This is a genomic window from Vibrio sp. V10_P2A27P122 (assembly GCF_963874335.1).
In the GTDB taxonomy this organism is placed as follows: domain Bacteria; phylum Pseudomonadota; class Gammaproteobacteria; order Enterobacterales; family Vibrionaceae; genus Vibrio; species Vibrio anguillarum.
Map to the genome: position 1 here is coordinate 1 of NZ_CAWNHY010000240.1, position 25,166 is coordinate 25,166.

20 protein-coding genes and 5 tRNA genes are annotated in these 25,166 nt (G+C 44.5%); 7 read left to right on the forward strand and 18 right to left on the reverse strand.

The genetic code is table 11. The features are described from left to right. Nucleotides 1-662: substrate-binding periplasmic protein (locus AACQ17_RS10425; RefSeq protein ID WP_094167696.1), on the reverse strand; the 662-nt coding region annotated here is incomplete at its 3' end. A gap of 189 nt (nt 663-851) precedes the next feature. Beyond that, complete coding sequence (locus AACQ17_RS10430) at nt 852-1,748, reverse strand: response regulator (protein WP_094147484.1); 897 nt, start codon at nt 1,746-1,748, stop codon at nt 852-854. Nucleotides 1,749-1,845: 97 nt separating this feature from the next. Between AACQ17_RS10430 and AACQ17_RS10435 the strand changes: the two genes are divergently transcribed. Next, entirely contained in the window at nt 1,846-2,595 is a 750-nt protein-coding gene (locus tag AACQ17_RS10435) for a chromosome partitioning protein ParA (RefSeq protein ID WP_081317722.1), read from the forward strand. Nucleotides 2,596-2,629: 34 nt separating this feature from the next. Here the strand turns inward: AACQ17_RS10435 and AACQ17_RS10440 are convergent, their stop codons facing one another. The 10 genes from AACQ17_RS10440 to AACQ17_RS10485 all read right to left on the reverse strand — a co-directional run bounded on the left by AACQ17_RS10440 (nt 2,630) and on the right by AACQ17_RS10485 (nt 10,752). Further along, complete coding sequence (locus AACQ17_RS10440) at nt 2,630-3,556, reverse strand: SPOR domain-containing protein (RefSeq protein WP_094147485.1); 927 nt, start codon at nt 3,554-3,556, stop codon at nt 2,630-2,632. Nucleotides 3,557-3,722: 166 nt separating this feature from the next. Then, a complete protein-coding gene (locus AACQ17_RS10445; RefSeq protein ID WP_010319654.1) occupies nt 3,723-4,661 on the reverse strand; it encodes an ABC transporter permease in 939 nt (312 codons plus the stop codon). Between the two features lie 2 nt (nt 4,662-4,663). Next, complete coding sequence (locus AACQ17_RS10450; protein WP_013855660.1) at nt 4,664-5,641, reverse strand: ABC transporter permease; 978 nt, start codon at nt 5,639-5,641, stop codon at nt 4,664-4,666. 198 nt (nt 5,642-5,839) lie between these two features. Next, nucleotides 5,840-7,396: an ABC transporter substrate-binding protein gene (locus AACQ17_RS10455; RefSeq protein ID WP_026027967.1), complete on the reverse strand. Its 1,557-nt coding sequence runs from the start codon at nt 7,394-7,396 to the stop codon at nt 5,840-5,842. A gap of 108 nt (nt 7,397-7,504) precedes the next feature. Further along, on the reverse strand, nt 7,505-9,220 hold the full coding sequence (locus AACQ17_RS10460; RefSeq protein WP_094147789.1) for a dipeptide ABC transporter ATP-binding protein: 1,716 nt from the start codon (nt 9,218-9,220) through the stop codon (nt 7,505-7,507). Nucleotides 9,221-10,047: 827 nt separating this feature from the next. Beyond that, nucleotides 10,048-10,124: transfer RNA gene (locus tag AACQ17_RS10465), tRNA-Pro, on the reverse strand. A 56-nt stretch (nt 10,125-10,180) separates the two neighbouring features. Then, nucleotides 10,181-10,256 (reverse strand) — tRNA-His (locus tag AACQ17_RS10470). 75 nt (nt 10,257-10,331) lie between these two features. Then, nucleotides 10,332-10,408, reverse strand: a tRNA-Pro gene (locus AACQ17_RS10475). A gap of 148 nt (nt 10,409-10,556) precedes the next feature. After that, nucleotides 10,557-10,632: transfer RNA gene (locus AACQ17_RS10480), tRNA-His, on the reverse strand. A 43-nt stretch (nt 10,633-10,675) separates the two neighbouring features. Continuing rightward, nucleotides 10,676-10,752 (reverse strand) — tRNA-Arg (locus AACQ17_RS10485). A gap of 298 nt (nt 10,753-11,050) precedes the next feature. Between AACQ17_RS10485 and AACQ17_RS10490 the strand changes: the two genes are divergently transcribed. Continuing rightward, the gene (locus AACQ17_RS10490; protein WP_088718017.1) at nt 11,051-11,458 is read left to right on the forward strand and encodes a c-type cytochrome; all 408 of its coding nucleotides are present in this window, start codon (nt 11,051-11,053) and stop codon (nt 11,456-11,458) included. Nucleotides 11,459-11,527: 69 nt separating this feature from the next. Here the strand turns inward: AACQ17_RS10490 and rep are convergent, their stop codons facing one another. After that, nucleotides 11,528-13,546 (reverse strand): DNA helicase Rep, encoded by a 2,019-nt coding sequence (gene rep / locus AACQ17_RS10495; protein ID WP_017048508.1) that lies wholly within the window; start codon nt 13,544-13,546, stop codon nt 11,528-11,530. A 139-nt stretch (nt 13,547-13,685) separates the two neighbouring features. Here rep and AACQ17_RS10500 point away from each other — a divergent pair, with 139 nt between their 5' ends. From AACQ17_RS10500 to ubiK, 4 genes are all read left to right on the forward strand, one after another. Continuing rightward, nucleotides 13,686-14,297 carry a TetR/AcrR family transcriptional regulator gene (locus tag AACQ17_RS10500; protein ID WP_013855653.1) on the forward strand — a complete coding sequence of 204 codons (612 nt, stop codon included), beginning with the start codon at nt 13,686-13,688 and terminating at the stop codon, nt 14,295-14,297. An 18-nt stretch (nt 14,298-14,315) separates the two neighbouring features. Further along, nucleotides 14,316-15,422, forward strand: coding sequence for an efflux RND transporter periplasmic adaptor subunit (locus tag AACQ17_RS10505; RefSeq protein WP_013855652.1), 1,107 nt, complete (start codon nt 14,316-14,318; stop codon nt 15,420-15,422). Between the two features lie 11 nt (nt 15,423-15,433). Beyond that, entirely contained in the window at nt 15,434-18,556 is a 3,123-nt protein-coding gene (locus AACQ17_RS10510; protein WP_094147790.1) for a multidrug efflux RND transporter permease subunit, read from the forward strand. Between the two features lie 122 nt (nt 18,557-18,678). Continuing rightward, nucleotides 18,679-18,930, forward strand: coding sequence for a ubiquinone biosynthesis accessory factor UbiK (gene ubiK, locus AACQ17_RS10515; protein WP_010319855.1), 252 nt, complete (start codon nt 18,679-18,681; stop codon nt 18,928-18,930). Between the two features lie 192 nt (nt 18,931-19,122). Here ubiK and ilvC read toward each other — a convergent pair whose 3' ends face one another. Next, entirely contained in the window at nt 19,123-20,607 is a 1,485-nt protein-coding gene (gene ilvC, locus AACQ17_RS10520; protein ID WP_013855650.1) for a ketol-acid reductoisomerase, read from the reverse strand. Between the two features lie 143 nt (nt 20,608-20,750). Between ilvC and ilvY the strand changes: the two genes are divergently transcribed. Further along, on the forward strand, nt 20,751-21,641 hold the full coding sequence (ilvY, locus tag AACQ17_RS10525) for an HTH-type transcriptional activator IlvY (RefSeq protein ID WP_013855649.1): 891 nt from the start codon (nt 20,751-20,753) through the stop codon (nt 21,639-21,641). A 66-nt stretch (nt 21,642-21,707) separates the two neighbouring features. Here the strand turns inward: ilvY and hemN are convergent, their stop codons facing one another. The 4 genes from hemN to AACQ17_RS10545 all read right to left on the reverse strand — a co-directional run bounded on the left by hemN (nt 21,708) and on the right by AACQ17_RS10545 (nt 24,924). Then, nucleotides 21,708-23,096, reverse strand: coding sequence for an oxygen-independent coproporphyrinogen III oxidase (hemN, locus tag AACQ17_RS10530; RefSeq protein WP_047690293.1), 1,389 nt, complete (start codon nt 23,094-23,096; stop codon nt 21,708-21,710). A gap of 138 nt (nt 23,097-23,234) precedes the next feature. Further along, nucleotides 23,235-23,723, reverse strand: a complete 489-nt coding sequence (locus AACQ17_RS10535) for a DUF2489 domain-containing protein (RefSeq protein ID WP_017042451.1) — start codon at nt 23,721-23,723, stop codon at nt 23,235-23,237. 8 nt (nt 23,724-23,731) lie between these two features. Then, nucleotides 23,732-24,286, reverse strand: coding sequence for a Der GTPase-activating protein YihI (gene yihI / locus AACQ17_RS10540; RefSeq protein WP_013855646.1), 555 nt, complete (start codon nt 24,284-24,286; stop codon nt 23,732-23,734). Next, complete coding sequence (locus AACQ17_RS10545; protein WP_013855645.1) at nt 24,286-24,924, reverse strand: class I SAM-dependent methyltransferase; 639 nt, start codon at nt 24,922-24,924, stop codon at nt 24,286-24,288. Before AACQ17_RS10545 ends, yihI begins: the two co-directional genes overlap by 1 nt. Between the last annotated feature and the right edge of the window lie 242 nt (nt 24,925-25,166).

Here is a 25,166-nt window from a genome sequence, read left to right on the forward strand (position 1 = left end):
TACTGATAGTTCGCCGATCGTTTAGGCACACTAAAAAAACGACCATTTAGGTAAATGTTTTTATAACTTATTTTCTTTAATTTAGGGTCATTTTCAAAAAGATTAAGCCCATGCTGTTCAGAGGTGATAGCAAGATCGATGCGACTAGCCTCTAGCATATTAATAATTTGTTCTACGCTAGTGACAAAACTGATTTTTAATTTGTCTGTATTTTGGTTAAATTGGTCACTATAAAAACTGCCATTGAGTGCACCAATAACAAAACCTCGGCTGACAATTTCATCAAAACTATTTGCATCAATATCCGAGTTCGTCCGAGTAAAATAAAACACCTCTCTTTCACCATACCCCATTAATAATGGGTGAAGAAACTGTTCTCTCTCTTCATCCATAGAGTGCAGAGGAATAAGATCAACTCCACCCTGTGGAGCGACACCAATGGTTCTTGCCCAAGGAACTTTTGTCCAATGGACTTTATGCCCCAACTTAAGAATAACCTGGTTAATCACATCGCCACCAGGGCCTTTACACTCACCATTTTCAAAATAAAGATAGGGCTTTCTATCTCGGCAATGCCCCTCCCACGTAACATTCGCTAAAAGTGGGGCTGACATAAATAGGCTTAAGCAACCAATGATGAATATCCGTATAAACTTTATCATATCGCTTCCTTTAATTAATCAATTAATCCTAATGTTAAATACTTTTAGGAATAACTTCAGTATAGTCACTAAGTGGCAATTTTGCTTATATCTCATGAATAACGGCTCATCAATATCATCTAAGAATATACCCAATAGCAAAAATCATCCTGTCATAAAGATAACCTCAGAATATGCTCTTAAAGATGATTAAAATCCCACCAAAGTAATTTTCCCTTGGGCTAACGCCCCCATTTGGCAGGAAAAATCGACCCGTTTATCCGCTTCTTTGGCAAATAGGGTTTCGAGCTTTTCAAACGATTGAGGGATAAAACTGATATTTTTTAACTTCAAGCTTTTGCGGGTTTGATTATCAAGAAACGCTAATGCGGAAGCACTTAATACTTTCTGGCAAGTATCGAGAATATCTTTACTGACCATTTTGCTGTGTACCGCTTGTCGTAGTTGCTCTTTGGTAATGCTGGGGTTGCCTTTAGCAAAGACACAAACGGCGTAGATATCAAGCAGTGCCACCGCGCGCGGCTTTTGCGTTTCGCCATCTTCATAGACTGCCATCAAACAAGGAATTTTACTCTCATCAAACAATTGGCGACGAATATTATTCAGCACGATATCAGCACCTACCGCTCTTTTTAGCAGCTTCTCTAACTGCGAAAGCTTTGGTAAAGCCAACTCATCTTGCAGCTCAACCATTTCATCTAATTCAATGCAGCTCTCTTCCGCTCCTTGCACTAAAGGAAGCAACTTTTGGTGTAGTTCACCATCGTCAAACGGTTTCGATAACACAAACGACGCTCCAGCTTCAAGCGCCTGTTTGATTTGTTGCTCATCGGCCACCGTGGTGAGCATTGCCACTTTTATCCCGAGCTTACGTTTGGTTATCGCTTGTGTCAGCTCCAGCCCCGTCATACCGGGCATGTGCCAATCTGTTAAGACAATATCCGGCTGCCAACTGCCAATCAGCTTGAGTGCGGCCTTACCATTGTCTGCCTTTTGAATGGACAAACGTCGGTAGCCAAACGCCTCTAAGGCTCGTCTGACTATTTCAAGTGTCGCTTTACTGTCATCAACAATGAGAATCTTCACAGCACATTTTTCTATGACCTAACTTGTTCAAAGTATAGGCACATTTTTTTACAACAACTAAACTTACCTGAAAATACAGCAACAAAAGTGGGTTTATGTGATGCCAATACAAGAGTTCCTCACCGAAAAGGTTTTATCGCTCTTAGCGATCGATCTCGGGCTTATTATCTTGTTGGCTTGGTTTTTTATCCTACTGCTGATCCTGCGTGAATTTAGGAAATTTGCGCATGGTTTTACTCGTAGTAAAAGTGATAGCGATGAAGACACGCTTCATTTATGCCAACAATCCGTTGAAAATGCGTTGAACTACACCGCAGAGCATAGCTCGACTCTGAATGATTTAATCATCATTCAAAAAGCGCTCGAGCAACAGGTTTCTCTCATCAAAAATTCCTCTTCTCAGGGCATTAGTGCCGAAGATCAGGCTTCAATTGATGAGCTCAATGAGAAATTGAGTAAATCGCATAAGTTGATCCGCAAACTGAAAGGCGATCTCGATAAAAGTGTGAAAGGGCTACGAGTGACTCGTAAAAAACTCTTTGCTCAAACTGATACCGTTGACAGTTTGAAAGAAGAAAAAGCCACTATCGAAAAAGAGTTTGAACAGTTAGAAGCGGAATACATTAAGATCAGTAAAGCGGGTGATTTCTACGAAATGGCAAAAAATTATCAAGCCGAGAAAAAAGAACTACTAGAGACCATTGAGAAATACAAAGAGCAAGCCAAACAAGGTGGCACTTCTGTCGATGTCGAAGCGATGAAAAAACAGTTGTATCACATCAGTAAAGAAAAAGATTTTATCGAACAACGCTATCTACAATTACTCGAAGAGGGAAAGAAAGAGTAGCGCTGCCGCCATTTCTGACGGCAAACTGAGACACTTATTTAACGCAAATCACATTGAGTAATGAGGAACCTTTCAGTTGGCTGACTTTACCGTTGGTAAAAAGCCCTTTTTGCGACCATCCCCAATAAGGTAAGTGCATTGGCCATTGGTTACTGTCCATCTGTTTTGAATCCAAAAGGCGTTGCCACTCTTCTTCCGTTACCAAGCGCATCGCCATTTTTTGGCAGGTTTTTTCTGCCACCTCATAATTTAGGCGGCTCCATGCTAGACCATGTTCCATATAGAACTGTTCATCACTCGAACGTAAATGAGGCACCACAAACTGCAAACCGTTTGCGGTGGTGCTCAAACGAATTTCAACCGCTGGCGGAACATTAAGAGCTGGCGCTTTGGTTGATGGTTTCGTTGATAATGGCGAACTCGCCATTTCCACTTGTGGTTTCGGTAAAGACTTTTTGGTGATTTGTTTTGCGGCAGACGTTGCTTGAGTGGAAGTTGTCTTTTTTATCGGCGAGCTAGACTGTGCGCGCCCTTTGACAACCTCACGAATGAAAGCTTCTTTATAACCGGGGATTTGCTGGATAAGAGGCAGTTCTTTTTTTACTTGCTCATAATCAGTATAAGGACCGATTAAGCAACGATACGTTTTCGCTTCTGGTTTTAGCCATACATCGGTAGAAATATGGGTATAAAACGCTTTGGCTTTCAGCAAAGATAATGGCTTATTTAACACACCACACTGAATCCAAAAAGTGGATGATTGCCCTTTGGGCTTTTTCTTTCCCCATAAACCTTGCCCTATTGGGCATGCTTTATCAAGAATGGGCAGCTGATCGACAGAAGCTTGAGTCGCATCACAAAGAAAATCTTCCGCCCAAGCGGGTTGAAATAAAGCCAGCGACGCCAACACCGTTAGGCTTGATGTCACACACAGGGTCGTTTTCCGCATCAGGGTCATCATATTGAGTCCATATACTTGCTTAATAGTAGTGACAACATTACCGATTCAATGTTCCCTAGTTCAATGGATTTAGATTGGGTATAACAAAAATACTAGCAAAAAAAGAGCCGCATTTGACGGCGGCTTTTAGTTTAGGGATTTTCTTTAGCAAAAATCAATTGCCACATCACCCTTTGTAAATTTTTGGGTTAAAAACATCGCGTAGCCAGTCACCCAACAGATTGATCACCAACACTAATGTGACTAGTACAAAACCAGGGAAAGCCGTAATCCACCAAGCGCCAGAGAAGATGTAGTTAAAGCCCATGCTAATCAAAGCACCCAATGATGGCTGATCGACTGGCAAACCTAAGCCTAGGAAAGAGAGTGCCGCTTCAGACATGATCGCATTGGCAATTTGTACAGTTGAGATAACCAAAATAGGCGATAAACAGTTAGGTAAAATATGGCGAAACATGATGCGTGGCGATTTAAAACCCATCACACGAGCCGCTTCCACATACTCTTTTTTCTTCTCGGCGAGCACTGACGCACGAATTGTCCGCGCGTATTGTGGCCACTCAGCCACGCCAATAATCACCACCAGCATCACAACCGCATACTGACTATAAAATTCACTCCCAAAACTGGCTTTGAAAATTGCCGAAACAATGATCGCCACCATCATGGTTGAAAACGATAGCTGTACATCGGCAAAGCGCATCAAAAAGCTATCAATACGCCCACCAAAGTAGCCAGCGGAAAGGCCAATCACGATACCAAGTAGCAACTGTAAACCGACCGCCAAAAAGCCAATCGTCAGTGATAGACGCGAACCATACAGTATGGTCGACAAAATATCGCGCCCTTGCTCATCCGTGCCGAGAACAAAGCGCTCATCAGCTCCGTCCATCCAAGAGGGAGGTAATTCTGCATCCATCAGATCAATCGATGATAGGTCGTACGGGTTACTGGGGGCAATGAGTGGCGCAGCGACAGACAAAGTTAAGAATACCAAAAAGATGACGAAGCTGGTCATCGCCACTTTATCACGCAAGAAATAGTACAAAAAATCAGACTGTTTAAAACGCTCCCAACGAGATGGAGCAGCAGCAAATTGGCTCATGATTAAGCTCCTTTTCCAGTAAGGTTCACAGTCGGGTTAATCAGACCGTATAACAGATCGACAATGGTGTTGGTGACAACGAAAATCAGGCCAACGAATATGACGTAAGCGGTGATCAGCGGAGTATCAACTCGGTTGATCGCTTCAAGGAAAAGAAAGCCCGTACCCGGCCACTGAAAAACAGTCTCGGTTAAGATGGTGTAGGCCACCATAGTCCCAATTTGTACACCGCCGACGGTTAGCACCGGTAACATGGTATTTTTAAGTGCATGTTGGTAGTAAATTTTGTTCAATGCCAAGCCTTTAGCTTTAGCAAATTTGATGTATTCCGAGCTCAGCACTTCCAACATTTCAGAACGAACTAAACGAATAAACAGCGGCAGCATGATCGACGCCAGTGAAACACAAGGCAGCACCAAGTGTGCTAAGCCATCAGCCGTGAAAAAGCCAGATTCCCAACCCAACCAATTGGCGGTTTCCCCTCGTCCATACGATGGTAACCAACCTAACGTGATCGAGAAAACGTACATCAACATAATCGCAGTTAAGAACACTGGGATAGAAATACCAATACTGCTGCCCGCCATCACCACTTTGGTAAAGAAGCTTTTGGGATGAATGGCTGTGTAAACCCCTAATGGAATGGAACAGACAATGATGATTACGGTCGCACCGAGCACAAGCTCTAACGTTGCGATTAATTTATCGAGAATAACGTCTACCGCAGGACGTTTGAAAAAGTAGGACGTGCCTAAATCACCCTGCACCGCGGCCGTAATAAAACGAGTATATTTGGCAATGAAAGGATCATTCAGTCCAAGTTCATCGCGCAGCGCTTGGCGCTCGCTTTCTGAAACAGACTGCCCAACAAGCTCACGCAATGGGTCGCCTAAGTTATCCTGAATGGCAAACGCCACCAGACTGATCACAAACATCACTATCAGTGCCTGAAACAGGCGCTTGACCAGAAACGAAAACATTCCTTGCCCCTTAAACTATCCATGATGGTTCTTTTTAAAATTGAATTAACTTTAATAGGAACGAAAAAATTCAGCCTAAAAAACGACACTCGACCCGACTGAAATAAAGCAAAGTGCAGAGATCTTAATAAGGCATCCAAGCGGATGCCTTAAGTGACTTAAGCGCCGCCCACATTACAGAGCGGCCAACTTAAGTAATTACTCGCTAACAACTAGGTCGCCGAAATAAGGGAATTCCATCGCGTTAACAATCGGTTTGATATCTAAAGTAGATTTCGCACCCCACGCTAGGTTTTGCCAGTGCAGTGGAACAAATGCTGCGTCGTTGTACAAAGTCACTTCGACTTTTTGTAGCATCTGTGCACGTTTCGCAGGATCGGTTTCTACGTTTGCCGCTTCAACCAACTTATCCACTTCTGGATTTGAGTAGTGACCACAGTTGTACTGGCCTTTACCACTCTCTTCGTTACGTGTCATGGTTAAGAACTCGGTGAAGTTTGCTGAGTCTTCAGTATCTGAGTGCCAGCCAATCATTAGCAGATCCGCGGCGCACTTATCAAACTCAGGCCAATATTGCGCTTTTGGCATGGTTTTAAGATCAACCTTAATACCAATTTTCGACAACATCGCCGCTGCAGCTTGTGCAACTTTCGCATCGTTCACATAACGGTTGTTTGGCGCGATCATGGTGAGCGTCAGCCCTTTCTCATAACCAGCCTCTTTCATCAGCTCTTTCGCTTTTTTCAAATCAAAACGAGGCACAAGGTTCGCGTCATAACCAGAATAACCCGCTGGGCCTTGTTGGCCAGCTGCTGTCGCAAAACCTTTCATGATTTTGTCAACGATACCTTGGTTGTTGATGGCATGAACAATGGCTTGACGCACGCGAACATCTTTCAGTGCTTCATTGCTGTTTTGGTTCATTTGGAAAGTGATGATGCGCGTACCCGGTAAGGTCACAAGATCAATACCTTTGGCTTCTTCCACACGTTTATGATCGTTTGGCGCAACAGGTGCAATCATATCCACATCACCAGAAAGGAGCGCCGCAACACGAGTGGCATCTTCTTTAATCGGTACTAAGGTCAGTTTGTCTACGTTGCCTTTTGATGCGCTATCCCAATAATCTTTAAAGCGTTCAAATTCCACTTTTACGCCTTGTTCGCGGAAAGTCACTCTAAATGGGCCAGTACCAGAAACGTTGGTCGAAGCAAACGAGTTGCCGTGTTTCACAATTTCAGATTTCTCTTTACCATCAGCCGCTTTGCCCGAATAGAACTTGCTGTCCATAGGGAAGATGTAGGTTGCGGTTTGCAGAACCAGCGGATAAGCGCCTTTGGATACGATCTCGACGGTGTAATCATCCACTTTGACCATCTTTTCATACGGTTCAAAAATAGCTTTGAAATCAGGAGAATCTTGTAAACGATCGAACGTCCAGACCACATCGTCTGCCGTCATTTCGTTACCTGAATGGAATTTCACCCCTTTACGCAGCGTAAAACGGAACGTTGTATCATTGACACGTTCCCATTTCTCAGCAAGGCGAGGTTCAAAATCAAATGTCTGGGTGTAACGAACGAGAGGATCAAACACCATGTGAGACATTTGTAGCGTACCACCAGATAGCTGCTCATGCGGGTCAAGTGACACTGGGTCAGCATCATAAGCGACGGTAATATTGGCCGCGCTAGCTGCAAAGCTTAAGCCTGCCGCCATCAAAGCTACTGTTAGTTTGCTTTTCATGGTTTTCATTGCATAACTCCTTATGCGGGAATCCAAATCCCTAGTTGTTGTAATTGCTTCTGTTTATTCATTCCAAGCACGCTTGGTCATGATATCTCTATCTGTAACTTTTTTGGCTTACGCCGTTACTACATCTTCTCTTAAGCCCGTAAACTCAGGCATTAAAGAAATCAAATGCTGGCTGTATTGGTGTTGAGGTGACTTAAACAACTGCTCTGTAGGGGCGACCTCCAGTAAGGTCCCCATTTGCATGACCCCGACACGATCGCACATTTGGCGGATCACAGGTAAATCATGGCTGATGAACAGCATGGTCAAATTGAGCTCATCTTGCAGATCTTTCAATAGGTTTAAGATCTGCGCTTGCACAGACACGTCGAGCGCGGACGTAGGTTCATCACAAATCAATAAGCGAGGACGCGTGGCGAGTGCGCGAGCAATCGAAATACGTTGACGTTGACCGCCGGAAAACTCGTGCGGATATTTCACTCCCGCCATTTTACCTAGGCCTACGTGCTCTAAAAGATCATGCACAATTTGCCGTGTTTCCGCTTCGCTACGGGTTAATTTATGAAAACGAATCGGCTCGGCAATGATATCGAAAATCTTCATTCTCGGATTCATTGAGGTATAAGGGTTTTGAAACACCATCTGCATCTGGCGGCGCATCGGACGGCGCTCGTTTTCCGATTTCAGCGCAGTAAGATCAATTCCTTCAAAACAGACTTTGCCTGAGTTTGGAACGTACAGACCCGCAATCACGCGTGCGATGGTTGATTTACCGGAACCTGATTCCCCAACCAAACCAAAAGTTTCCCCTTCAAACACCTCAAAACTGACGTCATTTGAAGCTTGGACATATTCACGGCGACTTTCAAACAATGAATCTTTGGTCGTAAAGCGTAAATTCACGTTTTCTACTGTCAGCAGTGGGCCTGTGTATTGGCGATTATCTTGGCTCTGACCTAACCAATGGTTTTTAACATCCAGTGGTTTTAACTCACTTGCCTCTTCGATATAGCTCACCAGCGGAAAGCGATCGAGTTTTTTATCTGAGCGAGGAACGGCGGAAATCAAACTGCGCGTATAGGAGTGATCCGGTGCGCCCAACACTTTAGCTGTCGGTCCAAATTCAACCAAGTCACCGCGATACATCACCGCGACGCGATCCGTCACATTCGAGACCACACCCATATCATGGGTGACCAGCATACAACCAACATTGTTTTTAATGCATAGCTCGCGGATGAGGCTCAAGATTTGATCTTGAATAGAAACGTCTAATGCAGTGGTCGGTTCATCGGCAATAATAAGATCAGGTTCACCCGCCAGCGCAATGGCAATCACAACACGTTGACGCATGCCACCAGAGAATTGGTGTGGATACTGCTTCAAACGGTTTTCAGGCTGAGGAATACCCACTTGCTTCATCAAAGAAAGTGCACGCTGATACGCTTCTTCCTCAGTCACTTTCATATTGGCGTGGATGGTTTCTGTCAGTTGATGTTCAACCGTAAATAGTGGATTAAGCGACGTCATTGGGTCTTGAAAAATAAAACCAATTTTAGAGCCGCGAACTTGGCGCATCTGCTCAGGCGATAGGCCTGAAATCTTCTCACCATCTAAGAACACATCGCCACTGGCAATGAGACCGGGTGGGCTCAATAAATCGATAACCGCATTACCTACGGTCGATTTTCCGGCGCCTGATTCTCCCACAACCCCAACAATTTCACCCCGCTCGATATTAAACGAAAGCGATTTCACAGCAACGTGAACACCATGACGCGATGGGTATTCAATACGCAGGTTTTTTACTTCTAAAAGTGACATCCCAGACCTCTACGACTTGGGCAGTGTTGTGCCCTGTCTGTAACTACCTTTGAACAACAAAGCGTTCAAAGCCAGTAAAAATGAATCCATTCATACCAGTACAATATTCTGGTAATTAACAAGGCCATCAATTTGGCAAATATTTCACAGAAAAGCAACATCGATAGGATAAAAAGTCGATATCAAATCAAACCAAAGCAGTAACATCGTATTTTTATGCACCACATATGCATTAATCATTGGTATGACCAATATTCTAGCACACAGTAATACACCCCAAAACATAGACGTTAAGCCTAAGAAAACGCCAATTTACCATGCATTCTAAAAAAGAATGCAGAATAAAATTTCAAATTATATTGCGGCATATCACGTAACACATTAGAAACAAAAACCAGAATAACCAACAAAATGCCAGACTAAAAACTAATGAAAAGGCAGAAAAGCAGTGAATTCATCTGAACAGAAAATTTAGGGTTTAGCCTTTAAACATGATAATTCACTGACTTAATGAGATAGGAGTCAATAAGAAATCGAACATTGAATAGAGAGAATGGTCTTTCGACTGAGGCTTATTAAGATGGCCGGTGAAGAGCCCGGTTTTGAAAATCAGACGAACCCCACTTTGGCTCTCATTACCTTGATTAAAGCTCCAAACATCAGATATTAAAAAGCCCCAACCTTTCGACCGAGGCTTATTAAGATGGCCGGTGAAGAGCCCGGTTTTGAAGATCAGGCGAACCCTACTTTGGCTCTCATTACCTTGATTAAGGCTCCAAACATCAGATGTTAAAAAGCCCCAGTCTTTCGACTGAGGCTTATTAAGGTGGTCGGTGAAGAGGGATTCGAACCCCCGACCCTCTGGTCCCAAACCAGATGCGCTACCAAGCTGCGCTATTCACCGATATATCTCTTTCTTCTCGATTTTCACCAAGAACGGAAACCGAAGTTACCGAATAATGGGGTGGCTAACGAGACTTGAACTCGCGACAACCGGAATCACAATCCGGGGCTCTACCAACTGAGCTATAGCCACCATCAAACTTTGCAATAACCGCTTGCTTGCCGTTATTTTTCTTTTCATTTTTAACCAATGAGAAGAAAAGAAAAGTGGTCGGTGAAGAGGGATTCGAACCCCCGACCCTCTGGTCCCAAACCAGATGCGCTACCAAGCTGCGCTATTCACCGATACAAATTCATTTTTTGGAATAAGCGATAGAGAACCCTCTGCTCCGCTATTCCTAACATCATGATGCACTATCAAACTAGTCTATTCATCGATGTAAATCTTTTTTCTCGACTTTCACCAAGAAAGGAAACCGAAGTTACCAAATAATGGGGTGGCTAACGAGACTTGAACTCGCGACAACCGGAATCACAATCCGGGGCTCTACCAACTGAGCTATAGCCACCACTGTTTTGCCAATTTGCTACTTATTTACATAAGCATCCGGATGGCGCGCCCGAAAGGATTCGAACCTTCGACCTTTGGCTCCGGAGGCCAACGCTCTATCCAGCTGAGCTACGGGCGCATGCCCTATCGGCGGAGTGGAATAATACGGAGTTCACACTAGGGCGTCTAGTACTTTTTCAACTTTTTTTATCGTTTGACGCCTTTTTCATCAGATAACCATTATTACCTCTATAATAAGGATGTGACTCACCCCTTGAAGATCGCAACTTGTTGTTTATTGCAACAACTTATCGGGATATAATCACCCAATATTTACATTGATTTAACAGCTTGAATGGCTTTTAAATCAGCCACACTCTAAATCTAAGTATAAATAGGTAAGCATGAACTTACCTTTGGAATATAAAGTGAGTTTAATGGATATGTCTCGACGAATCATAAGCGTGTTATTCGCTGCTTTAACCTTTTCTAGTGTTGCATTGGCAACCAGCCAAGCTGAATACGATGCCATTGCTGATCGCATTAAACCTGTAGGTGATGTTTACTTAGCGGGTAGCGAACCCGTTGCGGCAGAGCCGACAGGCCCTCGTGATGGCGCGCAAGTTTATGGTACATTCTGTATCGCTTGCCACTCTACAGGCATCAGTGGCGCACCTAAAATTGGCAATGCCGAAGAGTGGGCTCCACGTATCGCCCAAGGTAAAGATGTATTGAAAAATCATGCACTGCAAGGCTTTAATGCCATGCCAGCTAAAGGAACCTGTATGGATTGCTCTGACGACGAAATCGTTGCCGCCATTGAGCATATGATTGCAGGTCTTTAATACATTAATTCCTATAAAACAAAGGTTTGGCTTTAATTCCAAACCTTTGTTTTTATTATTTTTTAAGCACTATTTCTTAAACATGGCAGCGCGCAAGTTAGCAATATGGCTTTGTCCTTTCGCCATGCGCTCTTCTTGACTTACTGGTTTTTTGCTCTGTTCCCACTCAACATCGTCAAAGGGTAATTCATCCAAAAAGCGACTTTGTGTGGGTTTAAGCAGTTCCCCGTATTGACGACGTTCTTTACACATAGTGAAAGTCAGTTCTCGCTGCGCGCGAGTTATCCCGACATACATCAAACGACGTTCTTCTTCGACGTTGTCCTCATCGATACTGGTTTGATGAGGAAGAATACCTTCTTCAGTGCCAATCAAATAAACGTAAGGAAATTCAAGACCTTTCGATGCATGCAGTGTCATCAACTGAACGGCATCACTCTCATCCTCTTCTTCACTTCGCTCCATCATGTCGCGTAGGGTTAAGCGCTGTACAACTTCTTTGAGCGATTTTTCTTGTTGGTCATAGTTGTCACCTTCAAGGTCGGCCACAATCCAAGAATAGAGATCAGAGACGTTTTTCATACGCATTTCGGCCGCTTTGGGGCTGGAAGAGGTTTCATACAGCCAATCTTCATAATGAATATCTCGGACTAACGATCGCACCGCTTCAACGGTATTGCCTCGTTCAGCTTGATCTGAGATAGCTACTAACCATTGCGTAAACTGACGCAAGTTGTCGAGCCCTCTTCCAGACAAATGATGCTCTAAGCCAAGTTCAAAACTGGCCGAAAACAAGCTTTTGCCACGCATATTGGCGTAACTACCCAATTTCTCTAACGTGACTGGGCCAATTTCTCGTTTTGGCGTGTTCACAATGCGTAAAAAAGCATTGTCATCGTCAGGGTTCACCAACACTTTGAGGTAAGCCATGATGTCTTTAATTTCGGCTCTGGCAAAAAATGACGTTCCACCGGATAACTTATAAGGCACGCGGTTTTGCAGCAGCGATTTTTCAATTAAGCGTGACTGATGATTACCGCGGTACAATATCGCGTAATCACGATATTCGGTGCGATTGAGAAATTTATGCGCAATCAGTTCACCAGTGACCCGCTCCGCTTCATGATCTTCATTTTTCGCTAGCAAAACTTTGAGTTTTTCACCCTCAGGGATCTCAGAAAAAAGCGTTTTCTCATACACGTGTGGGTTGTTAGCAATCAGAATATTGGCCGCTCTCAAAATACGGCTGGTTGAACGGTAGTTCTGCTCAAGCTTAATCAGTTTAAGATTTGGGTAATCTTGCCCCAGCAACACGAGGTTTTGCGGTTTCGCCCCTCGCCAAGAATAGATGGATTGATCATCATCACCCACCACGGTTAAACGGCCACGTTCTCCAACCAACAATTTCACTAACTCGTATTGACTGGTATTGGTATCTTGATATTCATCCACCAGCAAGTAGCGAATGCGGTTTTGCCAACGCTGACGAACTTCGGCGTTGTTTTGCAATAACAGCACCGGCATTAAAATAAGATCATCAAAATCGAGCGCGTTATACGCTTTCATTTGCTTTTGATAAAGATCGAAGCAGTAAGCGAACAGCTGTTGTTGTTCACCTTGAGCAAAACCTTTCGCTTGCTCTGGCGTCAACATGTCGTTCTTCCAGTTGGAGATGGTGCTGAGCAATTGGCGCAGCAGATCTTTATCGCCCTCGAGCTGTTTCTCTGTCAACTCTTTGAGCAGCGCAAGCTGGTCTTGGTCGTCAAACAGAGAGAACCCCGCTTTCAAGCCCAAAAATTTATATTCCCGACGGATAATATTGAGGCCTAAAGTATGAAATGTGGAAACGAGCAGCCCTTTTGACTCAGCTTTTCCAAGCGTTTGTGCTACCCGCGCCTTCATTTCTCGAGCGGCTTTGTTAGTAAATGTAACGGCAGCAATGTTGCGCGCTTTATAATCACACTGTTGAACCAAGTAAGCGATCTTGTTGGTAATTACGCGCGTTTTACCCGAGCCAGCCCCCGCCAATACTAGACATGGGCCCGATACATATTTGACGGCTTCGTCTTGTCTTGGATTCAGCTTCATGAGGTACTCGTATCACTTTTATTTGGGCCGTCTATGATAATGCCGCGCTTTACTGATTACTACGTCATTCACCATAAGATTTTTGTCATTTTACTACACTAGTGTATTGCATAAGGGGCTATAGTTTGGTCTATAATGAATGAACGTTCATTCACTGTGGGATGTCAGCATGTCTAACTGTATTCACGTGGATAAGTACCAGCAGATATTGGTGGCTGCTGAAAAGCTGATCGCTGAATCTGGATTTCAAGGCTTATCGATGCACAAATTAGCCAAAGAAGCCGGTGTCGCAACGGGAACAATTTACCGTTACTTTGATGACAAAGATCATCTTCTTGTGACAGTTCGCTTACACGTTTGTCAGCACATTGCTGACGCGGTGCAAGCCAATATTGATGATGAGATGCCTTTGAAAGAACGCTTTAAAATGATGTGGCTTAATATCTGGGAATTAGCACAATCAAGCAGTGCAACACTCAGCAACCGAGTTCAATATGAATCATTGCCAACAACAATCAGTTGCAATGTTAAGGAACTTGAGCGAAAAATGTTTGCCAAAGTGGATTTACTATTTGATCAAGGTAAAGAGCAGGGATTATTCAAGCCGTTGGATAACCAGATTTTGTCTGCTTTAAGCTTCGAAACAACGGTCGCCCTTGCCCGTAAAAAAGCGATGGAATGTTATCAACTGGATGACAGCGCACTCAGTGCTGTGATTGACGCCAGTTGGGATGCAATTACTCAACACTAACTTGGAGTTCTGACTAGAATGAAAAAGTGGACATTCTTTATGTTACTTATCGCCTTCCTACTGTTTGGTAGCGTGATAGGTTTTAATCTGTTTAAACAACAAAAAATTGCCGAATTCATGGCCAACCGTCCTGAACCTGAATTTCCAGTGACAGTGACTGATGTAACTCCTGTTGATTGGATCCCAGTGATTGAAGCGATTGGTTTTATTGAACCCAATCAAGGCGTGACACTGACATCTGAAACAAGTGGCGTGATCGATAAGATTTCATTTGAATCAGGGACACAAGTTGAGGAAGACCAACCTTTAGTTTTGCTTGATTCTGCGGTTGAGAAAGCGAATTTAAAAAGCTCACAAGCTCGCCTACCTGCTGCAAAAGCGAAATACGAACGCTATAAAGGTCTATTCGCTAAAGGGTCGATTTCAAAAGAAGCTTATGATGACGCCGAAGCAAACTACTACTCTTTGTCTGCAGATATTGAAAGTTTAAAAGCTTCCATTGATCGTCGTGAAATCAAAGCTCCCTTTGCTGGTGTGGTGGGTATCCGTAATGTGTATTTAGGCCAATACCTACAGCCAGGCACCGATATTGTTCGCTTGGAAGATACCAGTGTAATGCGTCTGCGCTTTACCGTTCCACAAACGGATATTTCACGTATTTCATTAGGCCAGCAAGTGGATATTTTTATCGATGCTTATCCTAATGCAGCGTTTACAGGATCCATTACTGCGATTGAGCCTGCCGTTAGCGTTCAAAGTGGTTTAATCCAAGTGCAAGCCGATATTCCAAATAGTGACGGTAAACTACGCAGCGGTATGTTTGCTCGTGCCAACATCATCCTGCCGAAATTAGAAAACCAAGTCACGCTTCCTCAAACCGCCATTACCTTCACCCTGTATGGTGATAATGTTTACGTGTTGAAAGAAGAAGATGGCGTTAAACGAGTAGAGCAGCGCGTTGTAAAAGTAGGTGAACGCAAAGGTGCTGTGGCGCATATTTTAGAGGGTGTACAAGATGGAGACATCGTGGTCACTTCAGGTCAAGTGCGCTTAAGTAACCATTCGAAAGTTCGGGTAGTCGAAAGTAATGCGACTACACCACCTGCTGAAACACCGATGCTGTAATTGGAGGAATCATGCGTTTTACTGATGTTTTTATAAAACGTCCAGTGCTCGCGGTATCGATCAGCTTTTTGATAGCTCTGCTTGGTTTTCAAGCTATTTTCAAAATGCAAGTTCGTGAATACCCTGAAATGACGAATACCGTTGTTACAGTGAGTACAGGCTATTACGGTGCAAGTGCCGACTTAATCCAAGGTTTTATCACTCAACCTTTGGAACAAGCAGTCGCACAAGCCGACAACATTGATTATATGGCTTCTTCTTCGGTATTGGGTAAATCAACGATTACCGTAACGATGAAGCTCAATACCGATCCCAACGCTGCACTTTCAGATGTGTTAGCAAAAACGAACTCGGTACGCTCACAGCTTCCTAAAGAGGCCGAAGATCCGACGGTAACTATGTCTACCGGCTCAACCACCGCGGTGCTGTATATTGGTTTCACTAGTGATGAACTTAGTTCAAGCCAAATTACTGACTATCTTGAGCGTGTATTTAACCCTCAAATATTCACCGTCAACGGCGTCTCTAAGATTGACTTGTATGGTGGCATGAAATACGCCCTTCGCATTTGGCTTGATCCAGCAAAAATGGCAGGACTACAGCTCACTGCGGGCGATGTGATGAACGTGCTGAATGCCAACAACTATCAATCAGCAACAGGACAAGCCACTGGCGAATTCGTGCTGTATAACGGTAGTGCCGATACGCAAGTGTCAAATGTCGATGAGCTGAAAAACCTGGTGGTTAAAACGGGCGACGGCAATGTTATTCGCCTAGGTGATATTGCAAACGTCACGCTAGAAAAAAGCCATGATGTTTACCGCGCAAGTGCAAACGGCCGAGAAGCGGTTGTAGCAGCCATCAACGCAGCACCTAGCGCAAACCCAATCAACATTGCTCAAGATGTGTTGGATCTGTTACCGCAGTTAAAGCGTAATCTACCAAGTAACATCGAAATGAACGTGATGTATGACTCCACGGTGGCGATCAATGAATCGATCCACGAGGTCATAAAAACCATCGCTGAAGCCGCCTTGATCGTACTTGTCGTCATTACTCTATTCCTAGGCTCTTTACGTGCCGTTATCATCCCGATTGTTACCATTCCACTCTCCTTAGTTGGTGTTGCTATGGTAATGCAGGGAATGGGCTTCTCATGGAACTTGATGACACTGCTAGCGATGGTATTGGCTATCGGACTTGTGGTGGATGATGCAATCGTTGTACTAGAAAACGTTGACCGCCACATTAAGCTGGGTGAATCACCATTTCGTGCCGCGATTATTGGTACTCGTGAAATCGCCGTTCCGGTAATTGCGATGACGCTGACACTGGGCGCCGTTTATGCACCGATAGCGATGATGGGTGGCATAACAGGCTCACTCTTTAAAGAGTTTGCACTCACACTGGCTGGTGCTGTATTTGTTTCAGGTATTGTTGCACTGACACTTTCACCCATGATGTGTTCTAAAATGCTTAAAGCGCACGAAGAGCCCAACAAGTTTGAACAAAAAGTGCATGGATTACTTGATTCAATGAGTAACCGCTACGCGAAATTACTCGAGAAAGTAATGCAGCGCCGTCCTGTCGTGATTGCCTTTGCGGTGATCGTGTTTGCCAGCCTGCCTATGCTGTTCAAATTCATTCCAAGTGAGCTTGCCCCTTCTGAAGATAAAGGCGTGGTCATGTTAATTGGTACGGGTTCTTCGAATGCGAACTTGGACTATTTACAAAACACCATGAATGACGTGAATACGATTCTGTCTGAACAGCCAGAAGTCCAGTTTGCTCAAGTCTTTACCGGTGTTCCAAGCTCCAACCAAGCGTTTGGTATTGCCTCGATGGTGCCTTGGAGTGAACGCCAGGCAAGCCAAGCTGAGGTTGCCACTCGAGTCGGCACCTTAGTGCAAGATATTCCAGGCATGGCCGTGACGGCCTTCCAAATGCCTGAACTTCCCGGCGCAGGCTCTGGATTGCCAATTCAATTTGTCATCACTACACCCAATAGCTTTGAAAGTTTGTTTGCTATTGCCACTGAAGTGCTAACAGAAGTGAAAGCAAGCCCGATGTTTGTGTACTCCGATTTAGACCTCAATTACGATTCTGCGACGATGAAAATTAATATCGACAAAGATAAAGCTGGGGTTTATGGCATCACGATGAAGGATATTGGCACGACATTAGGGACTATGATGGCGGATGGCTATGTCAACCGCATCGATCTCAATGGCCGCTCTTATGAAGTGATCCCGCAGGTTGAACGTAAATATCGCCTCAACCCTGAATCGATGAATCACTACTTTGTGCGTGCCGTTGACGGAAAAATGATCCCATTAGGGAGCCTAATTACCATTGATGTGATTGCAGAGCCGCGCTCACTGCCACACTTTAACCAGCTAAACTCGGCAACCGTCGGAAGTGTACCGGGTCCAGGAGTTGCAATGGGTGATGCGATTACGTGGTTTGAGGATGTTGCCGCGACTAAACTGCCCGCAGGCTACAACCACGATTATATGGGTGAAGCACGTCAATACGTGACTGAGGGAAGCGCACTCTACGCGACCTTTGGTTTGGCACTCGCCATCATCTTCTTGGTACTGGCGATTCAATTTGAGTCGTTAAAAGATCCATTGGTTATCATGGTATCTGTTCCTCTCGCCATTTGCGGAGCATTAATTGCACTGGCTTGGGGTGCAGCAACCATGAACATCTACTCGCAAGTAGGGTTGATTACACTGGTTGGTCTTATCACCAAGCACGGTATTCTTATTTGTGAAGTGGCGAAAGAAGAGCAGCTACACCATAACAAGTCTCGCATCGAAGCGGTGATGGAGGCAGCCAAAGTGCGTCTTCGCCCAATTCTAATGACGACAGCAGCGATGATTGCAGGTTTGATCCCGTTGATGTACGCAACGGGTGCAGGTGCAGCTCAGCGCTTTAGTATTGGTATTGTGATTGTGGCAGGTCTTGCGATTGGTACACTATTTACACTATTCGTACTGCCGGTAATTTACAGCTATCTAGCCGAAAAACATAAGCCACTGCCTGTGTTTGTTGAGGATAAAGACCTCGAAAAGCTAGCCAGAGTTGACGAGGCCAAAGCAGCACAACGCCGACTCGCTGAAAATAAATAACACAATATAATTAAGACTGCTTCAAAAAAGGCCACCTCAGTGGCCTTTTTCTTACCTTGAATAACGACATTCTCAGCTCAATTGCTTAGAATGGAGACAAACTGACAGGAGTGTAAGCCGCTATGTTTGACCCTAAAAAACTTGAGCAAATTGCCAAACAAATTCACGATTCAATGCCTCAACCCGTAAAAGATTTGGGTGCCGACGTTGATCAAAAAATCCGCCAAGTGATCCAAGGCCAATTAAATAAATTGGACGTGGTAAGCCGTGAAGAATTTGATGTACAGACTCAAGTATTGATGCGTACTCGCCAAAAGCTCACTGAAATGGAGCAAAAATTGGCCGAGCTAGAAGCGAAAATCACCGCCAAATAATATTGCCCGGTTGAGATGAAAATTTCCCAATAAAAAAGGCTTGGTCAACGGCGACCAAGCCTTTTGTTTTATATTGTGTTTGCTTTTGTATTTATTCTCTCCAGTCAGTCTGGAGCTTTACATCATCATTCTCGTCATTGAAAAGGGGCGAACTCTCGGCCCCTGCTTAACCACCGGAAGGTTAATTAGCCTTTAGCCACCGACAGCGATGCGTTTCATATCTGTCATGTAACCACGCAACTCTTCACCGATGTACTCAACCGGATGGTTGCGAAGAATTTCATTCACTTCAATCAAGGTCGCGTTATCAACGAAATTCGAGCTTTCACCAAGACCTTTACCAATCACATCAGTAGATACTTTTGGCATGAACTTTTCGCGCAGTAACGGTGTTGCGACATTGGCAAACAGGTAATTACCATACTCTGCCGTATCAGAAATAACCACGTTCATTTCATACAAACGCTTACGTGCTACTGTGTTGGCAATCAGTGGCAGCTCATGCAGGGATTCATAGTAAGCTGACTCTTCAACAATACCGGAAGCCGTCATAGCTTCAAATGCCAGCTCAACCCCAGCGCGAACCATGGCAATCATCAAAATACCTTTGTCGAAGTACTCTTGCTCAGTGATCTGTACATCAGACTGTGGGTAGTTTTCAAACGCAGTTTCACCGGTTTCAGCACGCCAGCCCAGCAAATCAGCATCATCGTTGGCCCAGTCAGCCATCATAGTGCTAGAGAAATGACCAGAAATAATGTCATCCATATGTTTGTTGTACAGTGGGCGCATCAAGTCTTTAAGCTCTTCAGACAGCTCAAACGCTTTGATTTTTGCTGGGTTTGATAGGCGATCCATCATGTGAGTGATGCCACCAAATTTCAGCGCTTCGGTTACCGTTTCCCAACCGTATTGCAGCAGTTTACCTGCGTAACCTGGGTCAATACCTTCTGCTACCATCTTCTCATAGCACACAATCGAACCCGCTTGTAGCATGCCACACAAGATGGTTTGCTCGCCCATAAGGTCCGATTTTACTTCGGCAACGAAAGAGGATTCCAAACAGCCAGCACGATGACCGCCCGTTCCGGCCGCCCAAGCTTTTGCGATATCCCAACCTTCACCTTGAGGGTCATTTTCTGGGTGAACGGCAAGCAAAGTCGGCACGCCGAAACCACGCTTATACTCTTCACGCACTTCGGTTCCCGGGCACTTAGGCGCCACCATCACAACCGTGATGTCTTTACGGATCTGCATCCCCTCTTCAACCACGTTGAAGCCGTGAGAATACCCCAATGCTGCACCTTTTTTCATCAGCGGCATGATGGTTTCGACAACATTGCTGTGCTGTTTATCTGGCGTTAGGTTAATGACCAAGTCTGCTTGAGGGATGAGCGTTTCATAGCTACCCACTTCAAAACCGTTCTCTTTAGCATTTTTATAGGACTGACGCTGTTCGTCGATCGCCGCTTGACGCAATGCATAAGAGACATCAAGGCCAGAGTCTCGTAAATTTAGACCTTGGTTTAAACCTTGTGCACCACAACCGACAATCACCACTTTCTTACCTTTGAGGTACTCGGCTTCGCTTTCAAACTCAGAGCGATCCATAAAGCGGCAACGACCAAGTTGGTCAAGTTGTTGGCGTAGATTTAGGGTATTGAAATAGTTAGCCATGTTAGCGCTCTCCTTTAAAGATTCTTTCCATCAGGTCGGTTTCTAGAACCGAATAAACTGATACTAAAGCAGACATCAAGTTGCTTAAAGTGATATATTCACAATTAGTTATTGCAATTTATGCAACGTGATGTGATTAACTTATGAACATTAAAAACCTGCAGATGTTTATCCATCTGTGTGAGAGTAAAAACTTCAGTAAGACCGCCGCCGCGATGCACATCAGCCCATCCGCGCTCAGCCGGCAGATCCAGAAGCTGGAAGAAGAAACTAGCCAAAGCTTATTTGTGCGTGATAATCGTAGCGTTGAGCTAACGCCAGCAGGCAGTAAACTGGTTCCTGTTGCACTCAAAATCATTACAGAGTGGCAGCAATATAACGTACAAATGAAAAACCAAAACAGCGTATTACAAGGTGAAATTCGTTTGTTTTGCTCAGTCACCGCCAGCTATAGCCACCTGCCTCAGTTACTGTCCGATTTTCGAGTTCGCCATCCGTATATTGAGTTCAAACTCTTGACTGGCGATCCTGCTCAAGCGATTGATAAGATTTTGAATGATGAAGCGGATATTGCCATTTCAGCCATGCCCGAACAGCTACCAGCTCGCGTTGAATTTGAAACGATTGGTGAAATACCCTTATCGGTGATCGCGCCGCTCGGGATCAGTAGCTTTATCGAACAACTGCAAAATGACACACCCGATTGGTCAGTTGTCCCTTTTATTGTTCCTGAAGCGGGAACGGCAAGAGATAGAGCCAATGCATGGTTTAAAAAAATGAAGATCAAACCCAATATTTACGCGCAGAGCTCAGGGCATGAAGCGATTGTCAGCATGGTCGCGCTCGGTTGTGGTATCGGCATTGCGCCGGATGTGGTGATCAACAATAGCCCGGTGAGAGATAAGATCCAGCGCCTTAAATTAGCCCCCGTAAAACCATTTCAGCTCGGTGTGTGCTGCAAACGCTCACAGCTTGATAACCCATTAATCAAAGCATTGTGGGATGTTGCAGCGAATAAATACCTGACGCCATAACTCATCCCTCTTTATCAAAGAAAAAGCCACTGACGAGCAGTGGCTTTTTGATTCATGGTAAGGGCATTAAATTACCCGCGAAAATTGTTGCTGACGAGCACGAACACGCAAGTATTTATCAAAGCACATGCAGATGTTGCGGATCAACAACCGCCCGCGCAAAGTAACGCGGATCTCTTTTTCATCGACTTCCACTAACTCATCATCAATAAAAGTTTGTAGCAACTCAAGATCTTGCTTGAAGTAGTGATTAAACGTCACGTTAAACTGTGCTTCAATTTGGCTTTTATCCAATTTGAAATTGCAGATAAGCTGCTTGATCACTTCGCGACGAAGTAAGTCATCACTATCCAGTGCCACCCCTTTCCAGAGTGCATGGCGTAACTCATTGACTTGCTCATAGTATTTTTTCAGCTCTTTTTGGTTCTGCGCATACGCATCCCCAATCATTGAAATGGCTGAGACACCAAAGCCAACTAAGTCGCAGTTACCTTGCGTGGTATAACCTTGAAAGTTGCGATGTAAAATGCCTTCACGCTGCGCGACGGCCAACTCATCATTGGGCAGAGCAAAATGGTCCATGCCAATGAACTGATAACCAGCACCCGTTAAGGTCGCGATCGTGTCTTGTAATATGGCCAGTTTTTCTTCCGCCGTAGGTAGATCTTCATCTTTAATCTTACGCTGCGCAGCGAACAGCTGCGGCATGTGCGCGTAGTTAAATACCGACAATCGACCCGGCTTCATCTCCAACACTTGCGCTAATGTTTTAGCAAAAGAGCCTTTAGTCTGCTTAGGCAAGCCGTATATGAGATCAAGGTTGGTTGAGCGAAAACCCAGTTGTTTAGCTCGTTCCGCCATAGCAAAAATAAAGGTTTCATCTTGCTCGCGGTTCACCAGCTTTTGCACTTCTTTGTTGAAATCTTGTACGCCGATGCTCAGGCGGTTAAATCCTTCGCTGCGCAGGTGATCAAGCATCTCTAACTCAATTTCACGCGGATCAACTTCAATACTGATTTCTGCGTCATTTTCAAAGCGGAACTCACCACGCAAAATGGCCATTAAACGGCTAATTTGCAATTGAGTTAAAAAGGTTGGTGTGCCGCCACCGAAATGCAGTTGTGTGACTCTACGGCCATGCAGCAAAGAGGCTCGTTGGCGAATCTCATGTTCGAGCACATCCAAATAGTCGTCGGCTTTATGCGAATGACGGGTAATCACCTTATTACAACCACAGTAGTAACAAAGTTTGTGACAAAACGGGATATGAATATAAAGCGAAAGTGGCCTGTCAGGGTATTGGGCACACGCCATATCATAATCGGCAATAGTAAATGCTTCATGGAATTCAAGTGCTGTAGGATAAGAGGTATAACGCGGGCCTGAATAGTTATACTTATCTAAAACAGCTTGATCCCATACGATCTGTTGGCTGGGTACGACTTGCGAAGACATGCTGTGCTTTCCGTTCGAAACTTTGACGGGCTATTTTGCCACATGACAATGATGGACGTCGGGTGACAAAACGAAATTTGTGTATAAATGTTCTAAACTGCTAACGCGATCACTCACTCGAAAGAGGCAGTCGAGCCATTACATCATTTGAATCGGAATTTGACTATTCAAAGGGGCAATGCGTTTTTGCAGAACTTTTAACTCTTCAACAATCGCATCCATTAAACGGGCCTCCGCCTTTTGGCGCACTAAGTTATGCTTCATTCGCTCTTGTTTAGCGAGTTGGCTGCGCTCTTCGCCACGCGGCATATCCTTCACTATAGAATACAGTTCGGAAATAGCGGGATACGAACTATCAAAGTCGATTCTCTGTTCGCCTTGAACATAATCCATAATGCAGTAGACACGGATGCTGATCTCGGAGAGATCACATTGGCCTTGAATCCCAGCCATGCAAAGCGTATTTACGCTATCAAAAATATTTGCATTGCGTTTTTCAATGGCCAATGTTTGATGTTGAAGCTGCAAATCCTTTTGCTTTTTCAGTTGCAGCAGAAGGTAACCAGCGTAAGACGCTAAGCCGAGAATAATGATTCCACCAGCAATGGCTAACAAGGTTACATTCATGGCACTTTCTATCCTTTTAAATCATTTAGGTCGAAGCCTTCAAAATCTGATAATAAATCATCATCTGAACGTGATTTTTTGGCACTACCGCCAGTCACGATTGGTTCGAAAACATCTTCTTGCTCTTCAGCATACAGACCAAGTTGCTTCATCAGTGCTTCAATACGATCGAGTTTCTCATCAACGTATTTTTGTAAGCCGGCACCTAGGTTTTCGCCATTATCAATACGATCGAGCAACACGTTCAATTGCGCATCATTTTCCAGCATTTCGAGCTCTTGCTCAGCCGACAAACGACGCTCTTGCTTGGTCATTTTCTTCGCTGGCTCAACCACCAGAGGAATTTTTTTCTTGCTGCCTAAACGTGGATCGCGCGCTTTAGCGGCTTCTCGCTGCTGCTGATCTGAACCATCGGAATGGCGGCTACCCGCTTTCAGACCTTTCTGTTTTTTAACTCGCTTACGCAAACGGCCTTCAACATCTGCCTCACTGCGATTACGCGTGACAATCACGTCGCCTTCACCGGCTGAACCCGGCTTTCTCGATTTTTTACTACGGCTCATTACTGGGGTTTCCTCAGTAAAATTACATCATTACCAATAAATTCAAGTTCAAGCTCATCCCGCTTGGCCAAGTACTGGAAGGTTTCACGACTAAAAAAGATCACATGTGTGAGATCATTTTTGTAGTGCCACCCAGCAAACGCCTCCACGTCTTTGACTAGTTTGGTCATTAACCCAATCCAGCCTCCTGGCTTAACTAAATTTAACCATTGCTGCCAAACTTGGTGCGGCTTATGTAAATGCTCAATCACTTCAGTGGCAGTCATAAAATCATAGGTCGCCTGCAACACCTTTTCATCTGGATGAAAAAAGATATCGTATAACGACATTGTGTGCCCAGCCTCTTCCAACATAATGGATAAGGTTGGCCCCGGCCCACAACCAAAATCTAACCCGTTAGATGCCGGAGAAAGCCTCTCCAACATCGGTGCACAAACGCGTGACAAAAACTGGCGATAACCCCTATCCTGCGGGTTATTTTCATGCAAATCATAAAATGCTTTTTCCGCTTTTTCGTCAAGACGATGTTCAGGGCTAACAAACACAAGTGCACAGTGTTGGCACTGCAGATAAGGGCGAACTTTATCGGCAAAATAAGGAACTATTTGTTCACTAAAACATAATGGGCAAATGTGCATGTAACATCCTCAAACAGGGATGCGCAACATACCAGAAAGTGGCATTAGAGTGGAGAGTCAGCGCGTATTTTTTCACCAGCTAGGCAAAAAAAGATAAAAAAAGCGATAGGTAAGCCAATCATTGAGCAAAAAATTACGTTTTCTTCAGTACAAAAGAAAACGCCCTAGCTCAGTGCTAAGGCGTTTTCAAACAACAGTGCTCGAACGGTGTAGGGTTTAGTGAAGGCCGCCAACGTATTTAG

What these genes read in the sequence shown, in the direction of transcription:
- AACQ17_RS10440 (WP_094147485.1), bottom strand. Translation starts at nt 3,556, where the DNA reads ATGATGACCCTGATGCGGAAAACGACCCTGTGTGTGACATCAAGCCTA.
- AACQ17_RS10445 (WP_010319654.1), bottom strand. Translation starts at nt 4,661, where the DNA reads ATGAGCCAATTTGCTGCTGCTCCATCTCGTTGGGAGCGTTTTAAACAG.
- AACQ17_RS10450 (WP_013855660.1), bottom strand. Translation starts at nt 5,641, where the DNA reads ATGTTTTCGTTTCTGGTCAAGCGCCTGTTTCAGGCACTGATAGTGATG.
- AACQ17_RS10455 (WP_026027967.1), bottom strand. Translation starts at nt 7,396, where the DNA reads ATGAAAACCATGAAAAGCAAACTAACAGTAGCTTTGATGGCGGCAGGC.
- AACQ17_RS10460 (WP_094147789.1), bottom strand. Translation starts at nt 9,220, where the DNA reads ATGTCACTTTTAGAAGTAAAAAACCTGCGTATTGAATACCCATCGCGT.
- AACQ17_RS10490 (WP_088718017.1), top strand. Translation starts at nt 11,051, where the DNA reads ATGGATATGTCTCGACGAATCATAAGCGTGTTATTCGCTGCTTTAACC.
- rep (WP_017048508.1), bottom strand. Translation starts at nt 13,546, where the DNA reads ATGAAGCTGAATCCAAGACAAGACGAAGCCGTCAAATATGTATCGGGC.
- AACQ17_RS10500 (WP_013855653.1), top strand. Translation starts at nt 13,686, where the DNA reads ATGAACGTTCATTCACTGTGGGATGTCAGCATGTCTAACTGTATTCAC.
- AACQ17_RS10505 (WP_013855652.1), top strand. Translation starts at nt 14,316, where the DNA reads ATGAAAAAGTGGACATTCTTTATGTTACTTATCGCCTTCCTACTGTTT.
- AACQ17_RS10510 (WP_094147790.1), top strand. Translation starts at nt 15,434, where the DNA reads ATGCGTTTTACTGATGTTTTTATAAAACGTCCAGTGCTCGCGGTATCG.
- ubiK (WP_010319855.1), top strand. Translation starts at nt 18,679, where the DNA reads ATGTTTGACCCTAAAAAACTTGAGCAAATTGCCAAACAAATTCACGAT.
- ilvC (WP_013855650.1), bottom strand. Translation starts at nt 20,607, where the DNA reads ATGGCTAACTATTTCAATACCCTAAATCTACGCCAACAACTTGACCAA.
- ilvY (WP_013855649.1), top strand. Translation starts at nt 20,751, where the DNA reads ATGAACATTAAAAACCTGCAGATGTTTATCCATCTGTGTGAGAGTAAA.
- hemN (WP_047690293.1), bottom strand. Translation starts at nt 23,096, where the DNA reads ATGTCTTCGCAAGTCGTACCCAGCCAACAGATCGTATGGGATCAAGCT.
- AACQ17_RS10535 (WP_017042451.1), bottom strand. Translation starts at nt 23,723, where the DNA reads ATGAATGTAACCTTGTTAGCCATTGCTGGTGGAATCATTATTCTCGGC.
- yihI (WP_013855646.1), bottom strand. Translation starts at nt 24,286, where the DNA reads ATGAGCCGTAGTAAAAAATCGAGAAAGCCGGGTTCAGCCGGTGAAGGC.
- AACQ17_RS10545 (WP_013855645.1), bottom strand. Translation starts at nt 24,924, where the DNA reads ATGCACATTTGCCCATTATGTTTTAGTGAACAAATAGTTCCTTATTTT.